This window comes from Pedobacter sp. Bi126 (assembly GCF_918698245.1).
In the GTDB taxonomy this organism is placed as follows: domain Bacteria; phylum Bacteroidota; class Bacteroidia; order Sphingobacteriales; family Sphingobacteriaceae; genus Pedobacter.
Window position 1 is genome coordinate 1,011,673 of the sequence record NZ_CAKKMS010000003.1, and the last position, 15,337, is coordinate 1,027,009.

General features: G+C 38.6%; 16 protein-coding genes. 1 reads left to right on the forward strand and 15 read right to left on the reverse strand.

From position 1 onward, the window contains the following. Positions 1-82: 82 nt before the first annotated feature. The 3 genes from LQ201_RS14495 to LQ201_RS14505 form a co-directional block, all read right to left on the reverse strand. A complete protein-coding gene (locus LQ201_RS14495) occupies positions 83-772 on the reverse strand; it encodes a hypothetical protein (protein ID WP_230143348.1) in 690 nt (229 codons plus the stop codon). Between the two features lie 29 nt (positions 773-801). Further along, a complete protein-coding gene (locus tag LQ201_RS14500; protein ID WP_230143349.1) occupies positions 802-1,644 on the reverse strand; it encodes an isoaspartyl peptidase/L-asparaginase in 843 nt (280 codons plus the stop codon). 88 nt (positions 1,645-1,732) lie between these two features. Then, positions 1,733-2,608 carry a cyanophycinase gene (locus LQ201_RS14505; RefSeq protein ID WP_131029499.1) on the reverse strand — a complete coding sequence of 292 codons (876 nt, stop codon included), beginning with the start codon at positions 2,606-2,608 and terminating at the stop codon, positions 1,733-1,735. Between the two features lie 293 nt (positions 2,609-2,901). Between LQ201_RS14505 and cphA the strand changes: the two genes are divergently transcribed. Continuing rightward, positions 2,902-5,517, forward strand: a complete 2,616-nt coding sequence (gene cphA, locus LQ201_RS14510) for a cyanophycin synthetase (protein ID WP_230143350.1) — start codon at positions 2,902-2,904, stop codon at positions 5,515-5,517. Between the two features lie 202 nt (positions 5,518-5,719). On the opposite strand, the gene LQ201_RS14515 is transcribed toward cphA, so the two are convergent. The 12 genes from LQ201_RS14515 to LQ201_RS14570 form a co-directional block, all read right to left on the reverse strand. Beyond that, positions 5,720-6,175 (reverse strand): PA2169 family four-helix-bundle protein, encoded by a 456-nt coding sequence (locus tag LQ201_RS14515; protein WP_131029501.1) that lies wholly within the window; start codon positions 6,173-6,175, stop codon positions 5,720-5,722. A gap of 104 nt (positions 6,176-6,279) precedes the next feature. Beyond that, positions 6,280-7,197, reverse strand: coding sequence for a glycosyltransferase (locus LQ201_RS14520; RefSeq protein WP_230143351.1), 918 nt, complete (start codon positions 7,195-7,197; stop codon positions 6,280-6,282). Between the two features lie 135 nt (positions 7,198-7,332). Further along, positions 7,333-8,094, reverse strand: coding sequence for a class I SAM-dependent methyltransferase (locus LQ201_RS14525; protein WP_230143353.1), 762 nt, complete (start codon positions 8,092-8,094; stop codon positions 7,333-7,335). A 13-nt stretch (positions 8,095-8,107) separates the two neighbouring features. Beyond that, positions 8,108-8,755 (reverse strand): class I SAM-dependent methyltransferase, encoded by a 648-nt coding sequence (locus LQ201_RS14530; protein WP_230143355.1) that lies wholly within the window; start codon positions 8,753-8,755, stop codon positions 8,108-8,110. After that, positions 8,752-10,077 (reverse strand): flippase, encoded by a 1,326-nt coding sequence (locus LQ201_RS14535; RefSeq protein WP_230143356.1) that lies wholly within the window; start codon positions 10,075-10,077, stop codon positions 8,752-8,754. Before LQ201_RS14535 ends, LQ201_RS14530 begins: the two co-directional genes overlap by 4 nt. Positions 10,078-10,155: 78 nt before the next feature. Continuing rightward, positions 10,156-10,773, reverse strand: coding sequence for a hypothetical protein (locus LQ201_RS14540; protein WP_230143357.1), 618 nt, complete (start codon positions 10,771-10,773; stop codon positions 10,156-10,158). Between the two features lie 45 nt (positions 10,774-10,818). Beyond that, complete coding sequence (locus LQ201_RS14545) at positions 10,819-11,331, reverse strand: DUF1569 domain-containing protein (RefSeq protein WP_230143359.1); 513 nt, start codon at positions 11,329-11,331, stop codon at positions 10,819-10,821. 19 nt (positions 11,332-11,350) lie between these two features. Beyond that, a complete protein-coding gene (locus LQ201_RS14550) occupies positions 11,351-12,055 on the reverse strand; it encodes a DUF4476 domain-containing protein (protein ID WP_230143361.1) in 705 nt (234 codons plus the stop codon). A gap of 77 nt (positions 12,056-12,132) precedes the next feature. Beyond that, positions 12,133-12,822 (reverse strand): YjjG family noncanonical pyrimidine nucleotidase, encoded by a 690-nt coding sequence (locus tag LQ201_RS14555; protein ID WP_230143363.1) that lies wholly within the window; start codon positions 12,820-12,822, stop codon positions 12,133-12,135. Between the two features lie 124 nt (positions 12,823-12,946). Beyond that, a complete protein-coding gene (locus LQ201_RS14560; protein ID WP_230143365.1) occupies positions 12,947-13,264 on the reverse strand; it encodes a low molecular weight protein tyrosine phosphatase family protein in 318 nt (105 codons plus the stop codon). A gap of 38 nt (positions 13,265-13,302) precedes the next feature. Further along, positions 13,303-13,947 carry a uracil phosphoribosyltransferase gene (gene upp / locus LQ201_RS14565; protein WP_230143461.1) on the reverse strand — a complete coding sequence of 215 codons (645 nt, stop codon included), beginning with the start codon at positions 13,945-13,947 and terminating at the stop codon, positions 13,303-13,305. Positions 13,948-14,035: 88 nt separating this feature from the next. Next, a complete protein-coding gene (locus LQ201_RS14570; RefSeq protein ID WP_230143367.1) occupies positions 14,036-15,304 on the reverse strand; it encodes a hypothetical protein in 1,269 nt (422 codons plus the stop codon). Positions 15,305-15,337 lie beyond the last annotated feature (33 nt).

The following is a 15,337-nucleotide window of genomic DNA, read 5'->3' on the forward strand; positions in this document are numbered from 1 at the left end:
ACTCAAATTTGACCAATTACAGACCTTTAAGGGCTATATTGTTTGTGATGTAGGAAGATTTAAAGAAAAATAAGTATCCAAACTAGCTTGGGTTTACCTTTTTACTGGTGGTTTTGCTGGCGATCATTTCCCTGGCATCTTTGATTTGCGTTTTGTACTGGGTGGTTTTGATCGAGTTGGCAAGCCATTCGGCCGATTTCAGATCTCTCAGTGCAAGCGTAAAATCTTTCTTTTTGATTTTAACCTGAACAATGCCTAAAATAGATTCGATATATGAATTGTTGCTTTTTAGCTGTTTTGCCAATATACCCTGTTGGGTGTAAAACCACATTGATTGGGTATACTTGGTATTTGCCAGATAAACTTTGCCTAAAAGGTTATAGGTGTTCATTACTCCTGCTCTGTTTCCGGTTTTAGAATAATTTTTTAACGCCACATTTAAAAGAATCTGCTCAGCATCAGTGAAACGGCCAAGTTGATAATGCATACTGCTCATCTTGATAACGGCCTGTCCGTACCTGTTGAAGTTTTTTACGGCATTATATTCGAAAGCGGCTTTGCCAAATAAGGTGAGGGCTTCGTTGTAATCGCCTTTTCGCTCTAAATCTTCTGCTTCCTCAAAAAAAGAATTGCCGTCTTCCAGGTCAAATTTAGATACTGCTATATTTATAGCACTACCGTTAGGTTCTTGGATCTCAGATTTATCTATATTTTGAGCTTGTAGTTGTAATGATGCAAAAAGGCCTAATAAAGCCAATACAATCTTGGTCATGCAACAAAAATAATACTTTAAATCTAATTTCAGCTAAATACCTGTAAATTAACATCAAAAGATGCCCAAACCATATATGGATGCGAGTCGCAATGGTACACTTCACCCGCTGCAGAAATGCCTACAACGCCCGCAAAGCCATCAAAAGCTTTAAGTTCGGCAAAAGATTTATCTGATGCTTCCTTTAAAGAAAAACCATCGGTAACACGGGTTACAATTTTTGCGGCTAAGGCACCGCTTACAATATCTTCACCTACTCCGGTACAAGAAATACCTGCATATTGATTGGCATAGTTGCCTGCCACGGTTGCAGAGTCACTCACACGGCAAGGAATTTCGAATCCTTTTCCCCCAGTGGAGGTTGCTGCTGCTAAATTTCCATCTGCATCGAGTGCTACACAGCCTACCGTTCCTTTATTTTCTTTTTGGTTTAGCTTAGCCTCGTATTCTGATTGGCGCTGTGGGGTAATCGGATTGAAATATTCAAATCCATTTGTTCTGGCAAATTGCCGGGCACCATCACCACTAAGTACCCGGTCATCATATGTTAATAGGTTGTGCGCAATCTGTATAGGATTTTTAACATCTTCTACATTAATTACACCACTAAATTTTTCTGTTTTACCATCCATTAGGGCTGCGCTCAACCTCACTTTTCCATCGCTTTGAATCTGCGAACCGATACCAGCGTTAAACAGCTCGTTATCTTCTAATAGTGCAACAGTATAAGCCACGGTTTCTAAAGCAGTATGTGTTTTTAGATATTCGTATCCGAGCGTAACAATCGAGGCCAAAGCATCTTGTTTAGCCTTTTTCGTTTCCTGATTGGTAGACGATTCGCTGAAGAAGCCGCCATGTATGATTAATTTCATTTTTTTGGAGTATTGGAGTATTGAGTAGCAAGTATCAAGATTGGGCAAGTCCTAACTGAAAATCGCCTACTGTTTATTGCCAGCTGAATTACCCTATAGGAACAACCTTTGGATGATGGATCACCAAGCTATGGTCTGTTAAATCATAAACGTCGCCATCGCACATTACATGTACCACCATGTTTTTAATTGAAACCGGCTGGCCCATCTCTACATCTGTTAAATTGGTATCGGCCATATTGCGGCCATCTACTAAAATTACCATGCCAGAGCCGATTGCTTCCATCGTATGACCATCAGAGATGAAAAGCCCCGTATCTTCACCAAGACCAATCCCTAATATACCAGGATTGCTGGCAGCAGCATATAACAAGCGGCCGATTCTTCCGCGTTGAACAAAATGTGTATCAACAATAACATCATCAATAAAGCCTAATCCGCCGGTAATTTTAACCTCTCCCTTAAGTAAAGCATCTTTGCTGCTACCCTGATAAATCATATTTTTAGAGCTTGCGGCCGCCCCTGCAGAAGTACCGGCAATTACTACAGGTTCATTTCTGTATTTCTCCAGTAAGATTTGATGGATTTTTGTTCCACCAAAAATAGATGAAAGACGGAGCTGATCGCCACCGGTAAAAATAATTACCTCCGCTGCTTTGATACGCTCATAATTTTCATCAGAATTGGCTTCTTCACGGTTGGTAATATTAAGCACACCAACATTGTGCACATCTAATTGTGCATAAGCCTTGATATATTCTTCACCAACCTTTTCGGGCATTAATGATGCTGTAGTGATAATCTCGAAGCGAGATTGAGTATCTCTTAATGATTCTGTAGTAATCCGTTTTAAAATTCCACGCTCAAAAAAATTCATATTCTCAGGCAGTCCAAATTGCGTTTCTGCGAAGCTACCTGTGTTTATTGCGCCACCAATGATGATGAGTTTACCTTTCGGAACCATTCTTTGTGTATTATAATTGTATCAAAAAACCCAAATATATAGGCTTATGATAAAAAACACGACTTTTTTTGTCAAGAATATTCAATTTATTAACAAACGTTAAAATATTATAACCTAAAATTAACAGGATTGTGCTTGAAAATAAAACAAATACGCCTTAAAATTGATTTAGCTAATGGAACGTCTAATTTCAAAATAAATGCATAATTTACCATCATCAATTTTATTCTAAAAATTGAGTTAAAAAGGCTGTCCCAAACGCTTGTTTAAATAAAAAACGAACAAAATATTACATGAAGATATCAAACATACAAGTATTAAGAGGGCCGAACATATGGTCAATTAGCCGAAAAAAATTGATCCAGATGCGTTTAGATCTGGAAGATTTAGAGCAAAAACCAACCAACGTAATAGAAGGATTTAGCGAAAGGATTGAGAAACTCTTGCCTAGCATGTTTACACACCGGTGTTCTAAGGGAGTTGAAGGTGGCTTTTTCACCCGGGTAAAAGAAGGGACATGGATGGGGCATGTAATTGAACATATTGCCTTGGAAATTCAAACTTTGGCAGGCATGGAAACCGGTTTCGGCAGAACCCGCCAAACTAAAACTGAAGGCATTTATAATGTGGTATTCAGTTATCTGGAAGAAAAGGTTGGTGTTTACGCGGCTGAAGCTGCAGTTAAAATTGCCGAAGCCCTGATTAATAACGAAGAGTACGATTTGGAGCACGACATCCGTAGGATGAAGGAAATCCGTGAGCTGGAAGCATTAGGACCAAGTACAGGTTCTATTGTAGAAGAGGCGGTGAGCAGAAGTATTCCTTGGATCAGGCTGAATAAAAGTTCGTTGGTGCAGTTGGGCTATGGTAAAAATCAGGTTCGTTTTAGGGCAACCATGACCGAAAAAACCAGTAGCATCGCTGTAGATATTGCCAGCAACAAGGAAGAGACAAAACGTTTGCTTACCGAAGCTGCCATTCCAGTGGCATCGGGGGTAACCATTTCAAATCCTGATGATCTGGAAGCATCTGTTAAAAAGGTTGGGTTTCCACTCGTTTTTAAACCACTTGATGGCAACCATGGCAAGGGCGCAACCATTAATGTGAAAACGATGGAAGATGCGGTTGCCGCTTTCGAATACGCCAAAACGTATTCGCGAAAGGTAATTATAGAGAAATTTATTACTGGTTTCGATTTTAGGGTACTGGTAATCGATCACAAAGTTATTGCTGCCGCACAACGTGATCCGGCACATGTTAAGGGCAATGGAATTCATACGATCCAAGAATTGATCGATAAGGAGAATGAAGATCCACGCCGTGGTTATGGTCACGAAAATGTGCTAACTGAAATTGCTGTTGACCGGGATACTTTGGATCTGCTGGCAAAAAAAGAATATACCTTAGAAACTATTCCCGAAAAGGGAGAAGTGGTTTATTTAAAATCTACTGCAAATTTAAGTACAGGCGGGACATCTATCGATGTAACTGACATTGTACATCCACAGAATATTTTTATATGTGAAAGGATTTCGAGGGTAATCGGATTGGATATCTGCGGTATCGATATTATGGCGCAAGACCTTACCCGGCCATTAAACGAAAACGGAGGTGTGGTTTTGGAAGTTAATGCAGCACCAGGATTCAGGATGCACCTTGCACCAAGTGAAGGCTTGCCTAGAAATGTGGCTGCATCGGTTATTGACATGCTGTATCCACAGGGAAAATTGTCACAGATTCCGATTATTGCTGTAACCGGAACAAACGGAAAAACCACTACTACACGATTAATTGCGCACATTATCAGAAGTAATGGTAAACGTGTAGGTTTTACCACCAGTGACGGTGTGTATGTGCACAACACGATGCTAATGAAAGGTGATACCACCGGACCGGTAAGTGCTGAGTTCATTTTAAAAGATCCAACAGTTGAATTTGCGGTACTAGAAACCGCCCGTGGGGGAATTTTAAGAGCTGGACTGGGATTTAATGCATGTGATATTGGCGTAGTAACCAATATCCAGGAAGATCACCTTGGTATTTCTGATATCCATAATCTTGACGATCTGACACGTGTCAAAGCGGTTGTGATCGGGGCAGTGCGTCGCAAAGGTTGGGCAGTATTAAATGCAGATAATGGTTATTGCGTTCGCATTGGCAAGGATGCGCGCTGTAATGTTGCTTATTTTAGCATGGATGAAAATAATCCGGTGATTAAAGAACATTGTAGAAAAGGTGGAATTGCCGCCATTTATGAAAACGGATACATTACCATTAAAACAGGCGACTGGAAATTAAGGGTAGATAAAGCCACGCACATTCCATTAACTTTTGGTGGTTCCGTGAATTTTATGATCCAGAATGTGCTTGCAGCAACACTGGCAACCTATTTATGGGGCTATAAACCTGAAGATATCCGTTTATCGCTGGAAACATTTATTCCTTCTGCGGCGCATACCCCAGGAAGGATGAATATTTTCAGGTTCAAAGAATTTAAAGTACTGGTCGATTTTGCGCATAATCCTGACGGATTTAACGGCATAAAAGGTTTCTTGCAGGGTGTAGAGGCTACCGAACATGTAGGTATTATTTCGGCAACAGGTGATAGAAGAGATGAGGATATTATCGAAACTGCCCGCATTTCGGCTCAGATGTTTGATAAAATTTATGTTTGTCAGGAGAAATATCTCCGTGGCAGACAACAACAAGAACTGGTTGACCTGCTGGTAAAAGGCATCAAGGAAGTTGATCCAGATAAAGAGATCATCATTAACAATAAAAGCACAGAATGTTTGCAGATCGCGATCGAAACTGCTAAAAAAGGTTCTTATTTAACGATTCTAAGTAACACGATCGACAATACAATCCAACGCGTTACCGAACATTTAGATCGGGAATTAGAGTCGTAATTCTTAACTGATTTAGTTCCTAAAAGATCGTCGCCCTGAATTTATTTCAGGGTCTTTAAAAAAAGGTGCTGACCACGTAGTAGCTACAAGACAATTAAAAATGCTAATCTATTTGTAAAACAAGTTCAGCATGACGGAAAGTTAAAAAAAAACCTCCTCCGATAATAAATCGAAGGAGGTTTTTCTATTTTATCTCTGTCACTTATGCCTGAGCATCACGTAATCTTTTAATTTCATCATGCGATACTCTTAACGATGCTTTTTGGTCAGAGATTAAATCTCTGATATTTGATGGAAGATCTTCTTCTTCTAATGCCATTTTATATGCATTTTGTGCTGCATCCTCTCCAAACTCACAATTGTTTAAAACAGTTTTACGGTCGTGGCCGGTAAATAATGCCTTAACATCCATCCATGCCCTGTAAATTTTTCCTGAGTTTGTTGTTCCGGTTTCGATATCCTCACCCAATGCAGCTACTTCTGCAGCCAAAGCCATTTTATATTTTTGACTTTCGGCAATCATATTTAAAAATAGCGTTTTCAGATCGGCATCTCCATCCTTTAATTCCTGACGTGCTTTTTCATAGCCTTCAATACGATCGTTATTAATTTGAACCAGATCGTTTAATACCTCTGCTGTTGCTGTTGTCGTTTTCATATCTTTTATTTTTATAGTTTCGATGTATAAAAGCAACATGAACAATTAAAAAAAGGTTTGTCATTTTTTTTAATTGTCTACAACAGTGAGCTATATCAGTTTAATTATTTCTTTGAAAAGTATTGTGCCAGCTTTTCTTTAACAAAACGCCTAACACGAGTTACCATATTGCCTTTCCGTTTAATCAAAAAGCTTTTGATGGCTTTGTATGCGATGGGGTCTTCGGCTATTGTGGTCGGAAACTCAACAATGGGCTTAGGGTTGATAATAACGTTATAAATATCGTTTATTCCTGAGTGCACGCCAGTGCCATCATGGCCAATATTGTTAACAAGTGATTGCGATGGGTTAAGTGTGATGCCTCCTTTTAAAAAGATTGAAGCATACCATCTAATGGCCCAGCTGTTGTTTTTTCCTTTTTTAAACTCCAACATCTGTTTCCAGAAGTTCATTTTATTGTCGATGGAAAATGCAGCTCTTTTCTTTTTATCAAACTGTTTTATAAGGATGTTAATATCTGGTTCGAAGTTTTTCCATGCCCTTCCCCATGTGGCCCAACCCCAACTTGTGGCCGCCCTGTAGAAAAACGATTGCGAAAGTTGATCTGATTTTAAGGGATACATATAGGCTCCTATATGCATTACTCTTTCCTCTTCGCGGTAATGGTTTAAAGCATTGTTGAAATAGGCTAAAGTATGGGGAGAGGTAACCAGGTCATCTTCAAAAACAATTACCTGATCGTATTCTACTATTAATTGAGTTACACCTGCAATTACCGAATTGGCTAAACCTGCATTTACCTTGCTTTCGATTACTTTAACCGATTTAAAACCTTCTGCTTTTTTGATGATTTTTCTTACTTCAGCAACTTTTTCTTTATCCTGATCTGTTTTGGCACCATCGGAAAAGATATACAAATGGCTTTGTGCTGCCAATTCATTTTGTTGCAGGAATTGTAACGTACGCTCGGTGTGCTGCGGGCGATTGTATACGAAAAGCGCTATTGGGGCAAGGTTTTGCATTTTTGTTTTTTATCAATTACCGATTTTCAATTGAAGGGTCCGTCATCTCGACTGAAACGCAGTGGAATGGAGAGATCTATCGAAATAGATTTCTCGGCTTCGTTGCACTTCGCTCGAATGACGATCGCCCGACCCCTAAAATATATGTAGATTATTGTCAGACTTTTTGGTTAACACTGTATAGGCATTGGCAAACTGTTCTTGCTTTTTCTTCCCGAACAAGTTACCTAATGTTTTTTTGATTCGGTATTCTAACTCGATTTTTAAGTTTTTAGAAAAAGTTTTAGGTGCTTTTCTATTGATAAACTCATTAAACTTTACCGTTTCTGGTGCAGTCATAGAAACTTTATCTTCTAGAATTTCTAAACCTTCGCTCTGCAGCAAGAACCTCAAGGAAGTTGGGGTGTACATGTTAATGTGCCCATAATCCAGAAAATGTTTCATTCTTTGGTCTACACCAAAGCGATAATCTTTAGGTACTTCAACTACAATATATTTTGCTACCCTTTTCAATTCACGGATCAGGATCCTTTCGTGTTCTACGTGTTCTAAAACGTGCGCAAGAATAATCAGATCAAATGCATCATCCCCGTAAGGGATTTTATACCCATCAAAAGTTTGTGCTTCTTTTAAACTAGCGAGGTTACGGTCTTTTATAATGTCGACACCACTTTGTGCAATTTCTAAAGCATACAGTTCTGGTGCGAAGTTCCATTCATTTAAAAAATGTAAAATACTACCATCTCCGGCGCCAACTTCGAGCACTTTTTTAGGCTTTAACCCTTTGCAAACATCAACAATGTTCTGTGCTTTATATTTTGCGCCAAGCATTCTCCATGCTACATCGCTATTGGTATAAAAATTATCGTAGGCCGTTTTTACTTCTTCGCTTAACATGATGCTTACTGCTTTAAATACCTAAACAATTATCCTGTTTATAAAAAACTGAGGTTGCTTTTTCGTAAAAAAGGCCTGGTGAAATCCCACTGAAGCTGATTTCTTTGAACCCCCAGGCCTTTAAAAGCACACGGGCAGGATGATATACTTCACGTTCACTGTCATCCAAAACTAATACTCCGCTTTCTGATAGTGCATCAACGCTATACTTACAACAGTTTACACGGTCGCGACCATCAACTATAATAATGTCGAATTTTTTATCGAGCAAGGTTGCTTTTTTGGCATACTCCCCGTCTTTTTCCAAATGGCAGAATATCATCTCAGCATTGGCCGGACTTGTATTTTTTACTTTATCAAACCAGCCTTTATCATGCTCCACAGAAGTTACCGAGCCAGCTCTTTCGGCATAAAAAATAGTAGAGCTGCCAGAGCCATATTCGAAAATATGCTGTGTTTTGTTTATGCGTTCTTTAATAAAATCGATAAACGAATAGGTTACCCATGGCAATGCTTTTCCTTGCCCGTCTACGGCCTGTTTTTTATCAAAAGCCGTAAACCAGCCAATGCTATTCAGGTAGCCTTTATGTCCGTATGATAATAATGCCTTAAGCCTGCTTGGCTTTGCAATTAATGTGGTTAATGCTTTAAGAGTACTCAACGTTTAAATATTTTTTGAAATGCGGTGACCAAAAATAATGATTTTAACATCATTATACCTTGTTGACGAAGTTTAGGGATAAATAGTATAAAAAAGGCTGAAACAAAGTATGCTATTACTGTAGCTATTGCTGTACCCATCATTCCCATTCTTGGGATAAGGATAATGTTTAAAATGATGTTTACAACCGCCCCTATTCCTGTTCGGATAAAAGTTAGGCGGCCAAAATTTTCTGCTATTAAATACTGTCCGCTTGCTACACCAAGAAATATGAAAGCAGAACCCCAAACATGGACAGACAAAACAGGTGCGGCATCTGCAAATTCTGGGTTAAAATAACTATAAATGAGCGGGGAGGCAAAAGTTATAAAAATGGCAAAACTTAAGCTTAACCAAACCATTAAATCATATAAATTCTGAAGTCTCTTCTGATAACGTTCCTTATCATCTCTCCTCGCATTTAAAATTGCAGGAAAGAGTGATGAAACGATAGCAACAGGGACGAAGTTTAAGGCCTCGCTAAAGTTGACCACGGTTGCATAAGCACCTGCTTCGGCTGTCCCTTTGGTGCCTAAAATCTGTTTAAGCATAATCTGATCAATTTTCATATAAACTGAAACCATTATGCCGGAAATGATCAGTGGCCATGAAAGCGAGAAGAGTTTTTTAGCCAATGTTTTTTCAAATCTCCACTTCAGGATACTTCTATTTTTTCTGCTATAAGTAATAATATAGCCAATGGAAAGTAAAATGGTATCAAAAAGAAAAGCAAAAAAGAAATAGCTGATTGGCGAATGAGTATAGATTAAAATAATTTTTATTGCAGCAGAAACTAGATTCCCAATAATCTGCACCTGCATAATGTATTTGGATTTTACTTCTGATTGGAAATAAGAATCAATTACAGTAAAAGACTGAAATACACCGACAAACGAAAGCAATAATATGAATTGATATTGGATGTCCTCAAGTGGATAAATGAGCCATGCAAGTGAAATTAAAGGAATGCACATAAAACCTGCAAAAGCTTTCAACCCAAATGCTGTGCCTAAGATCTGATCCCTTTTCTGCGGAAACTGGTGAAGTTCTTTTACAATAAACTGATCTAAGCCGAGGCCCGCCAATGCTGCGAATAAAAAAACATAAGCGATTGATGTAGTGAGAATACCATTACCATACGACAGCAAATAGTTTGCAACCGCGATATTTGTTAGCATTTTTATTCCTAAACTGCCAACTTTCCCGATCAAAAGCATTCCTGTATTTTTAAAATACTTTATTAGTGCTTCTTGGTCAAAACCTTTTATGGCGGGTAATTTCATTAACGCAAAGATGTAAAAAAATGTGCGTTAAGTTAGGTGCTGAAAATTCAAAATATTAAGTACACCATATATCTACTATTATTTCCCTTCACTTTTTGTCTCCAGCGCCTTTGTTTCGGTTGTTTTGGTTTCAGGTGTTGATACAGGAACACTATTTGCCACCGGGGCAGGTTTGCTGTTTAAAGGTGCACCTACAGCAATATCGCAGCGATGGTTGGGCTGGCCGTGAGGTGGGTTCAAACCCTTTCCTGTTTTTATTGCTACAGTTTGTTTCACTACAGCAGGCTGTGTGGTGACTACTTGTGTTGGTTTACTATCCAGCGGTGCCCCAATAGCTATGTCACATCTATGACCAGGCTCTCCGTGTTTAGGATTAAGTTTTTTACCTGATGTATTTACTATAGGTGGCACCGGAACAGTTACCGGTTGTGGAGTAGCGCTTTTTTGTGGTTGAACGGCGGCTGTTTGGTGTAATGGTGCGCCAACTGCTAAAGCACAGGTATGGCCGGCATCGCCATGTGGCGGATTGAAAATTAGGTTAGTTTTGGCACTTTGCGCTGCGGGCTGCGCAGTATTGCTTTTTTGAAGTCCTTGTATTCCCGTAGGTGTTGGGATAACTGCTTGAGTAGTTTCTTTCTTTTCGCTATTGCATGCACAAAGAACAGCAATGGCTAACAGGTAAAAAGCGTTTTTCATGGGACTGAGATTAATTTACTCAAATATGGCGAAATTAATTTACGTCTAAAAGCTCTTTTCTATTCTTTCTAGCTGCTTGAGGTGATGTTTTAAATGAATTTCGATAAACCTTAGCCATTGTTTGGCATTTAGATAACCTAATCGTGGGTGTTTTGTTTTACAATTGGCTTTTGCATGGGCAATTACAGGATAATTATCATCAAGACCTTTTTCAAACTCTAAAATAAAATCGAGGGCTTCTGTTTTGCTGATTTTTTTAACACGCTCGGCCAGTCTTTTCGGAACTTTATACTGCTTTGCCGGTGGTAAAGTGCCTAAAACCAAAATCAGTTTTACAATAAAATGTGTGGGTTTGTTTTCGCCTTTACCACTTGCTGCACGTTCGAGCGCAATTAACGAGAGCAGGCTTGAATCGAAAATATGCGAATATACTTCGCTGTAACTCCATCCGGAAATGGGTGGCGTGGTTTGAAAAATATCCTCAGAATAGTGAGATAATTTCGATTTATAGGCATCGACAATTTTATTTATCGATGCCTTTATTTTTGCAGCCGTCATTTAATAAAGATAAGCTGAATTACTGTTTCTCCAAATATTTTAAGAAGTCGTCCTTGTTAGATGGGAAAACAAAAATATCGGATAAGGTAAAATAGTTCTGCGGATCGGCAACGTTTTTGTAAAGGTTCCGGGCTACCTTCAAACGCTCATCATCAAAGGAGAAAGATTTTAAGAGTACCCTTACCTGAGCACTCAGTAAGGACGAATTTTTGCTCACCACATTTATCATCCTCAACCTGCCATCATCAAAACTTTCCCTTCTATATTGTGTTAAAAAAGCCTGAAAAGCTTCATCAGATAACAATCTATAGTTCAACTCGGGCAATGCCGGTGGAGGTGGAATAATGCCAGTATCGTAATCTCTCGTATAACCATCAAAATCGTTTAGCGCGTACTGGCTATTCCGATAGATCGTTAGCTGTTTTAAGGTAATTAGTCGCTTATCCTCCAAACTTAAAACAAGCCGTTGTTGTGGGATAACCCTTATTCTCTGTTTCAGGATTACAGTATTGCCCTGAATAATGGATAGCATTGGTGTGGTATTGTATACATCGTAAAAACGGAACCTGCCATTGGCCGATCCAACTAGTTCTTCATCTAAATATACATTATACTTGCCTGGGCTAACGATTTGTAAGAATACTTCGGCTGCACTGTGGTAGTTTTGAGCGAAACTTAGGGTAGCAAAAAGCATTGCCAATCCTAAAAAGATGGTTCTCTTCATTTAAATTAAGGTTTTCATTTGTGTGTGTTTAAGCTAATGCCAAACGAATGCCAAAACCAAACAAAAAAGAGGTAAAACTAAAAAAGTTTCAATAATTCTTCGAGATGCGCAATTTCTTTCTGCACATCACCAGGTTTTTCTTTCTGTAAAGGGTTGAAAAATATAGCCTCCATACCAAAATTCAAAGCCCCATAAATATCAGCTTCCAGACTATCGCCAATCATGATACTTTCTTCTTTTAAAGCCTTTGCTTTATCCAATGCATATTCGAAAATAATAGGGTTAGGTTTGTTTACGCCCACATCTTCTGAGATAATTACGTTTTCGAAATAAGGATTAAGATTAGAGAGGTTCATTTTGGTTAAGGTTGTTTCCTTAAAGCCATTAGAAATAATATGTAGGGTATATTTTTGCTGTAGGTAGCCCAAAACATTTTCTGCCCCATCGAACAAATTGGTTTTGGTGGGTGAGATACTTACATAATCGTCCTCAAATTGATGAGGTACCGCATCAGGGTGAATACCTAATTGAATGAATGTTTTGTTAAACCTTTCCGATCTTAAAAAATCTTTGGTAATTTTTCCCAAATGGTAATCGGCCCAGAGCTGATGGTTGTTTTCGGTATATGTTGTAATAAAGTCGGCACACGATTTTAAGCCAAGCTCCTCTAGTTTATAGGTTTGGAAGAGCTCATTTAATGTTTCTTCGGCATTACGGTCAAAATCCCAAATGGTGTGGTCAAGGTCGAAGAAAATGTGCTTTTTCATGAGTATATATATTAGCTGCAACGGTGATGAAGCTATCAGATTTTTCTAATCCCTACGTGATTTGAAAAATCATGATGGTTTCATGAGTAATGATTTTCACAAAGGTAGCCTAATGATTTTTGATTTATAAATAATCCGCAACTTTTGCATCTAGCTCTTCAATAAGTTCTTCATCCATATACTGATAATCATCTGGGATATGAAGCGTAATAATTTCCTTATCGTAGGTTTCTTCAGGGAAACGTTCAGTAATTCTTTGCTTATGCTTTTTCTCCATCACAAAGATGAGATCGGCCCAGATGACAAGTTTTTCATTGATTTTAATCCTGGCCGATGGCGCTGTTCCCGCTGACCTTACCTGATGATCGGGATGATTTTGATATATGGTTTCGGCAGTGGCACTACGCCATTTGTTTCTACTGCAGACAAAGAGAATCTTCACTGGCTCTGGACTTAAGACTAAGGACTTTGGACTAAAAACTAAACCTTTTCTCCGTAGGCCAGATCGCCTGCATCGCCAAGTCCAGGTACGATATAAGATTTACTGGTCATTTCTTCGTCGATTGCTCCCAGCCAAAGTTTTGCTTTAGGCAGATTAGCGCGTACATGTGCAACACCTTCTGTACTGGCTATTGCGGCAACGATATGAAGTTCTGCAATTTTGTAGCGGTTAATCAGTTCTTTACAGCACATCACCATGCTTTGTCCGGTTGCCAACATCGGATCGGCCATAATCAAAACTTTTCCTTCTAGATCCGGGGTAGAAATATAATCCATCTGGATCACAAAATCGCCGCTCTTCTTTACTTTTCGGTAAGCAGAAATAAAACAGCATTCGGCTTTGTCGAAGATGTTAAGCAAACCTTGTTGAAGTGGCAACCCGGCTCGGAGTATGGTAGCTAAAACAGGCTGCTGAGTTAAAACCTCACAGGGCGATACACCCAAAGGGGTTACGATTTCTTGACTGGTATATTCCAATGATTTGCTGATTTCGTAGGCAAAGAATTCACCAAGTCTTTCCATGTTTTTGCGGAAACGCATTGAATCTTTCTGGATGTTCTCATCCCGAAGTTCGGCAATAAAGGTATTGGCGATAGATTTTGTCTTGCTTACATCAAAAATCATCATAATGTTCCGGTATCTTACAGGTTTATTCCTTGGGACGTTTAATTACTGAAATTAGCAATTTTAAGCCGGATAAGTTAAATTAAAATCAATTTCCCGCGTAATCGAGCAGTTCTTTAAAAAGCGATTTTAGTTTTTTGTATTTTGCATTTGAAGACAGACTTTTTAGGCTCCAGCTGCTATAAAAGGTGCCGTTTACAACCTTCACCGCACCTATATATTGGTGTATTGTTTTAGTGGCTGCCTCATGTGTTAAAAACTGAAGAATATAATCTGTGAGGCAGTAAGAGTTAACGATTAAGGGGGTTACTTTTTCGAGTTGAAGATCATACCAGTTAAATGGCGTACAGGTTCCGGCCCTAAAGCCCGGTACATTGCTATAACCCATAGAATAATCGGAAGTAATACCGGAATTAAGAATATTTAAATAGCAAATGGGGAATTTTAATACTTCTAACTGCTGACTACTTACGGGTGCAGGGTTTGGATTGATTTTTTTGAGCTTAACAAGGCCCTCTTTAATCTCGAGCATTTTTTGCTTATCGCTGGCACAAGGCCTTAATAGTCCAACTGATTGATTGCTGAGTATTTTTGAAACGCCATTTATCCTAATGTAATTTATGGGCACGTCAGGAAAATCGACAAAATAAAGAGGATTACTTTTTTTTGAAGAAAATAGCTGGTTTACCTCATCTAAAACCTGCTCATTATTAATCCCTACCCCTGTTAACCTATCAAATTTCGAGCTCAGGTAATTGTTATCTTTTTTAAAGATAGCACTGAAAATAAATTTGGTCCTATTTAACAATCCCTCGGGTAGGTTGGGCAAAATATTGAAGTGAACGGTTGGCTGGTGCTGAAAATTCTTTTCGTGGAACTTAAAATGTGGATGTTTTTTTTTGATCAAACTTTTAATGATCAATGCCCATTCATCAATAACCGGTTTATCTAAAATATTCCATTTATGCTGATGGCTTTTTGATGGCCTAAATTCTTCTTCATTTTTTTTGGGATAAAAATATTCCTCATACCGGCTTAATATAAAAAATGAGGCAGCAAAAACATCAAATGGCAAGGCAGATTGTGCAACCGGAAAAGGGGCCTGATATTCGCCAAAAGGAATAGTTTTTGGCTTAATTTCTTCTAATTTGTTGGAGAAGAGTAAAGTGGTACGCTTAAAAAAAAGTTCCTCGCCCAATGGCTCTTCGCCATAACTGATTTTGACGTGCTCGCTCTGTAGAAAATATTGACTATTGCCTGTAAATTCCAATTCTGTTTTAAGAATATCTTTAAAAATAAAATTAAAGATATATTTTATCCGAGGCGTTAATATATTGGAGAAGATGATTAGATGCATAACTTATTTTAACAACACGGTATTTAAAAAAAG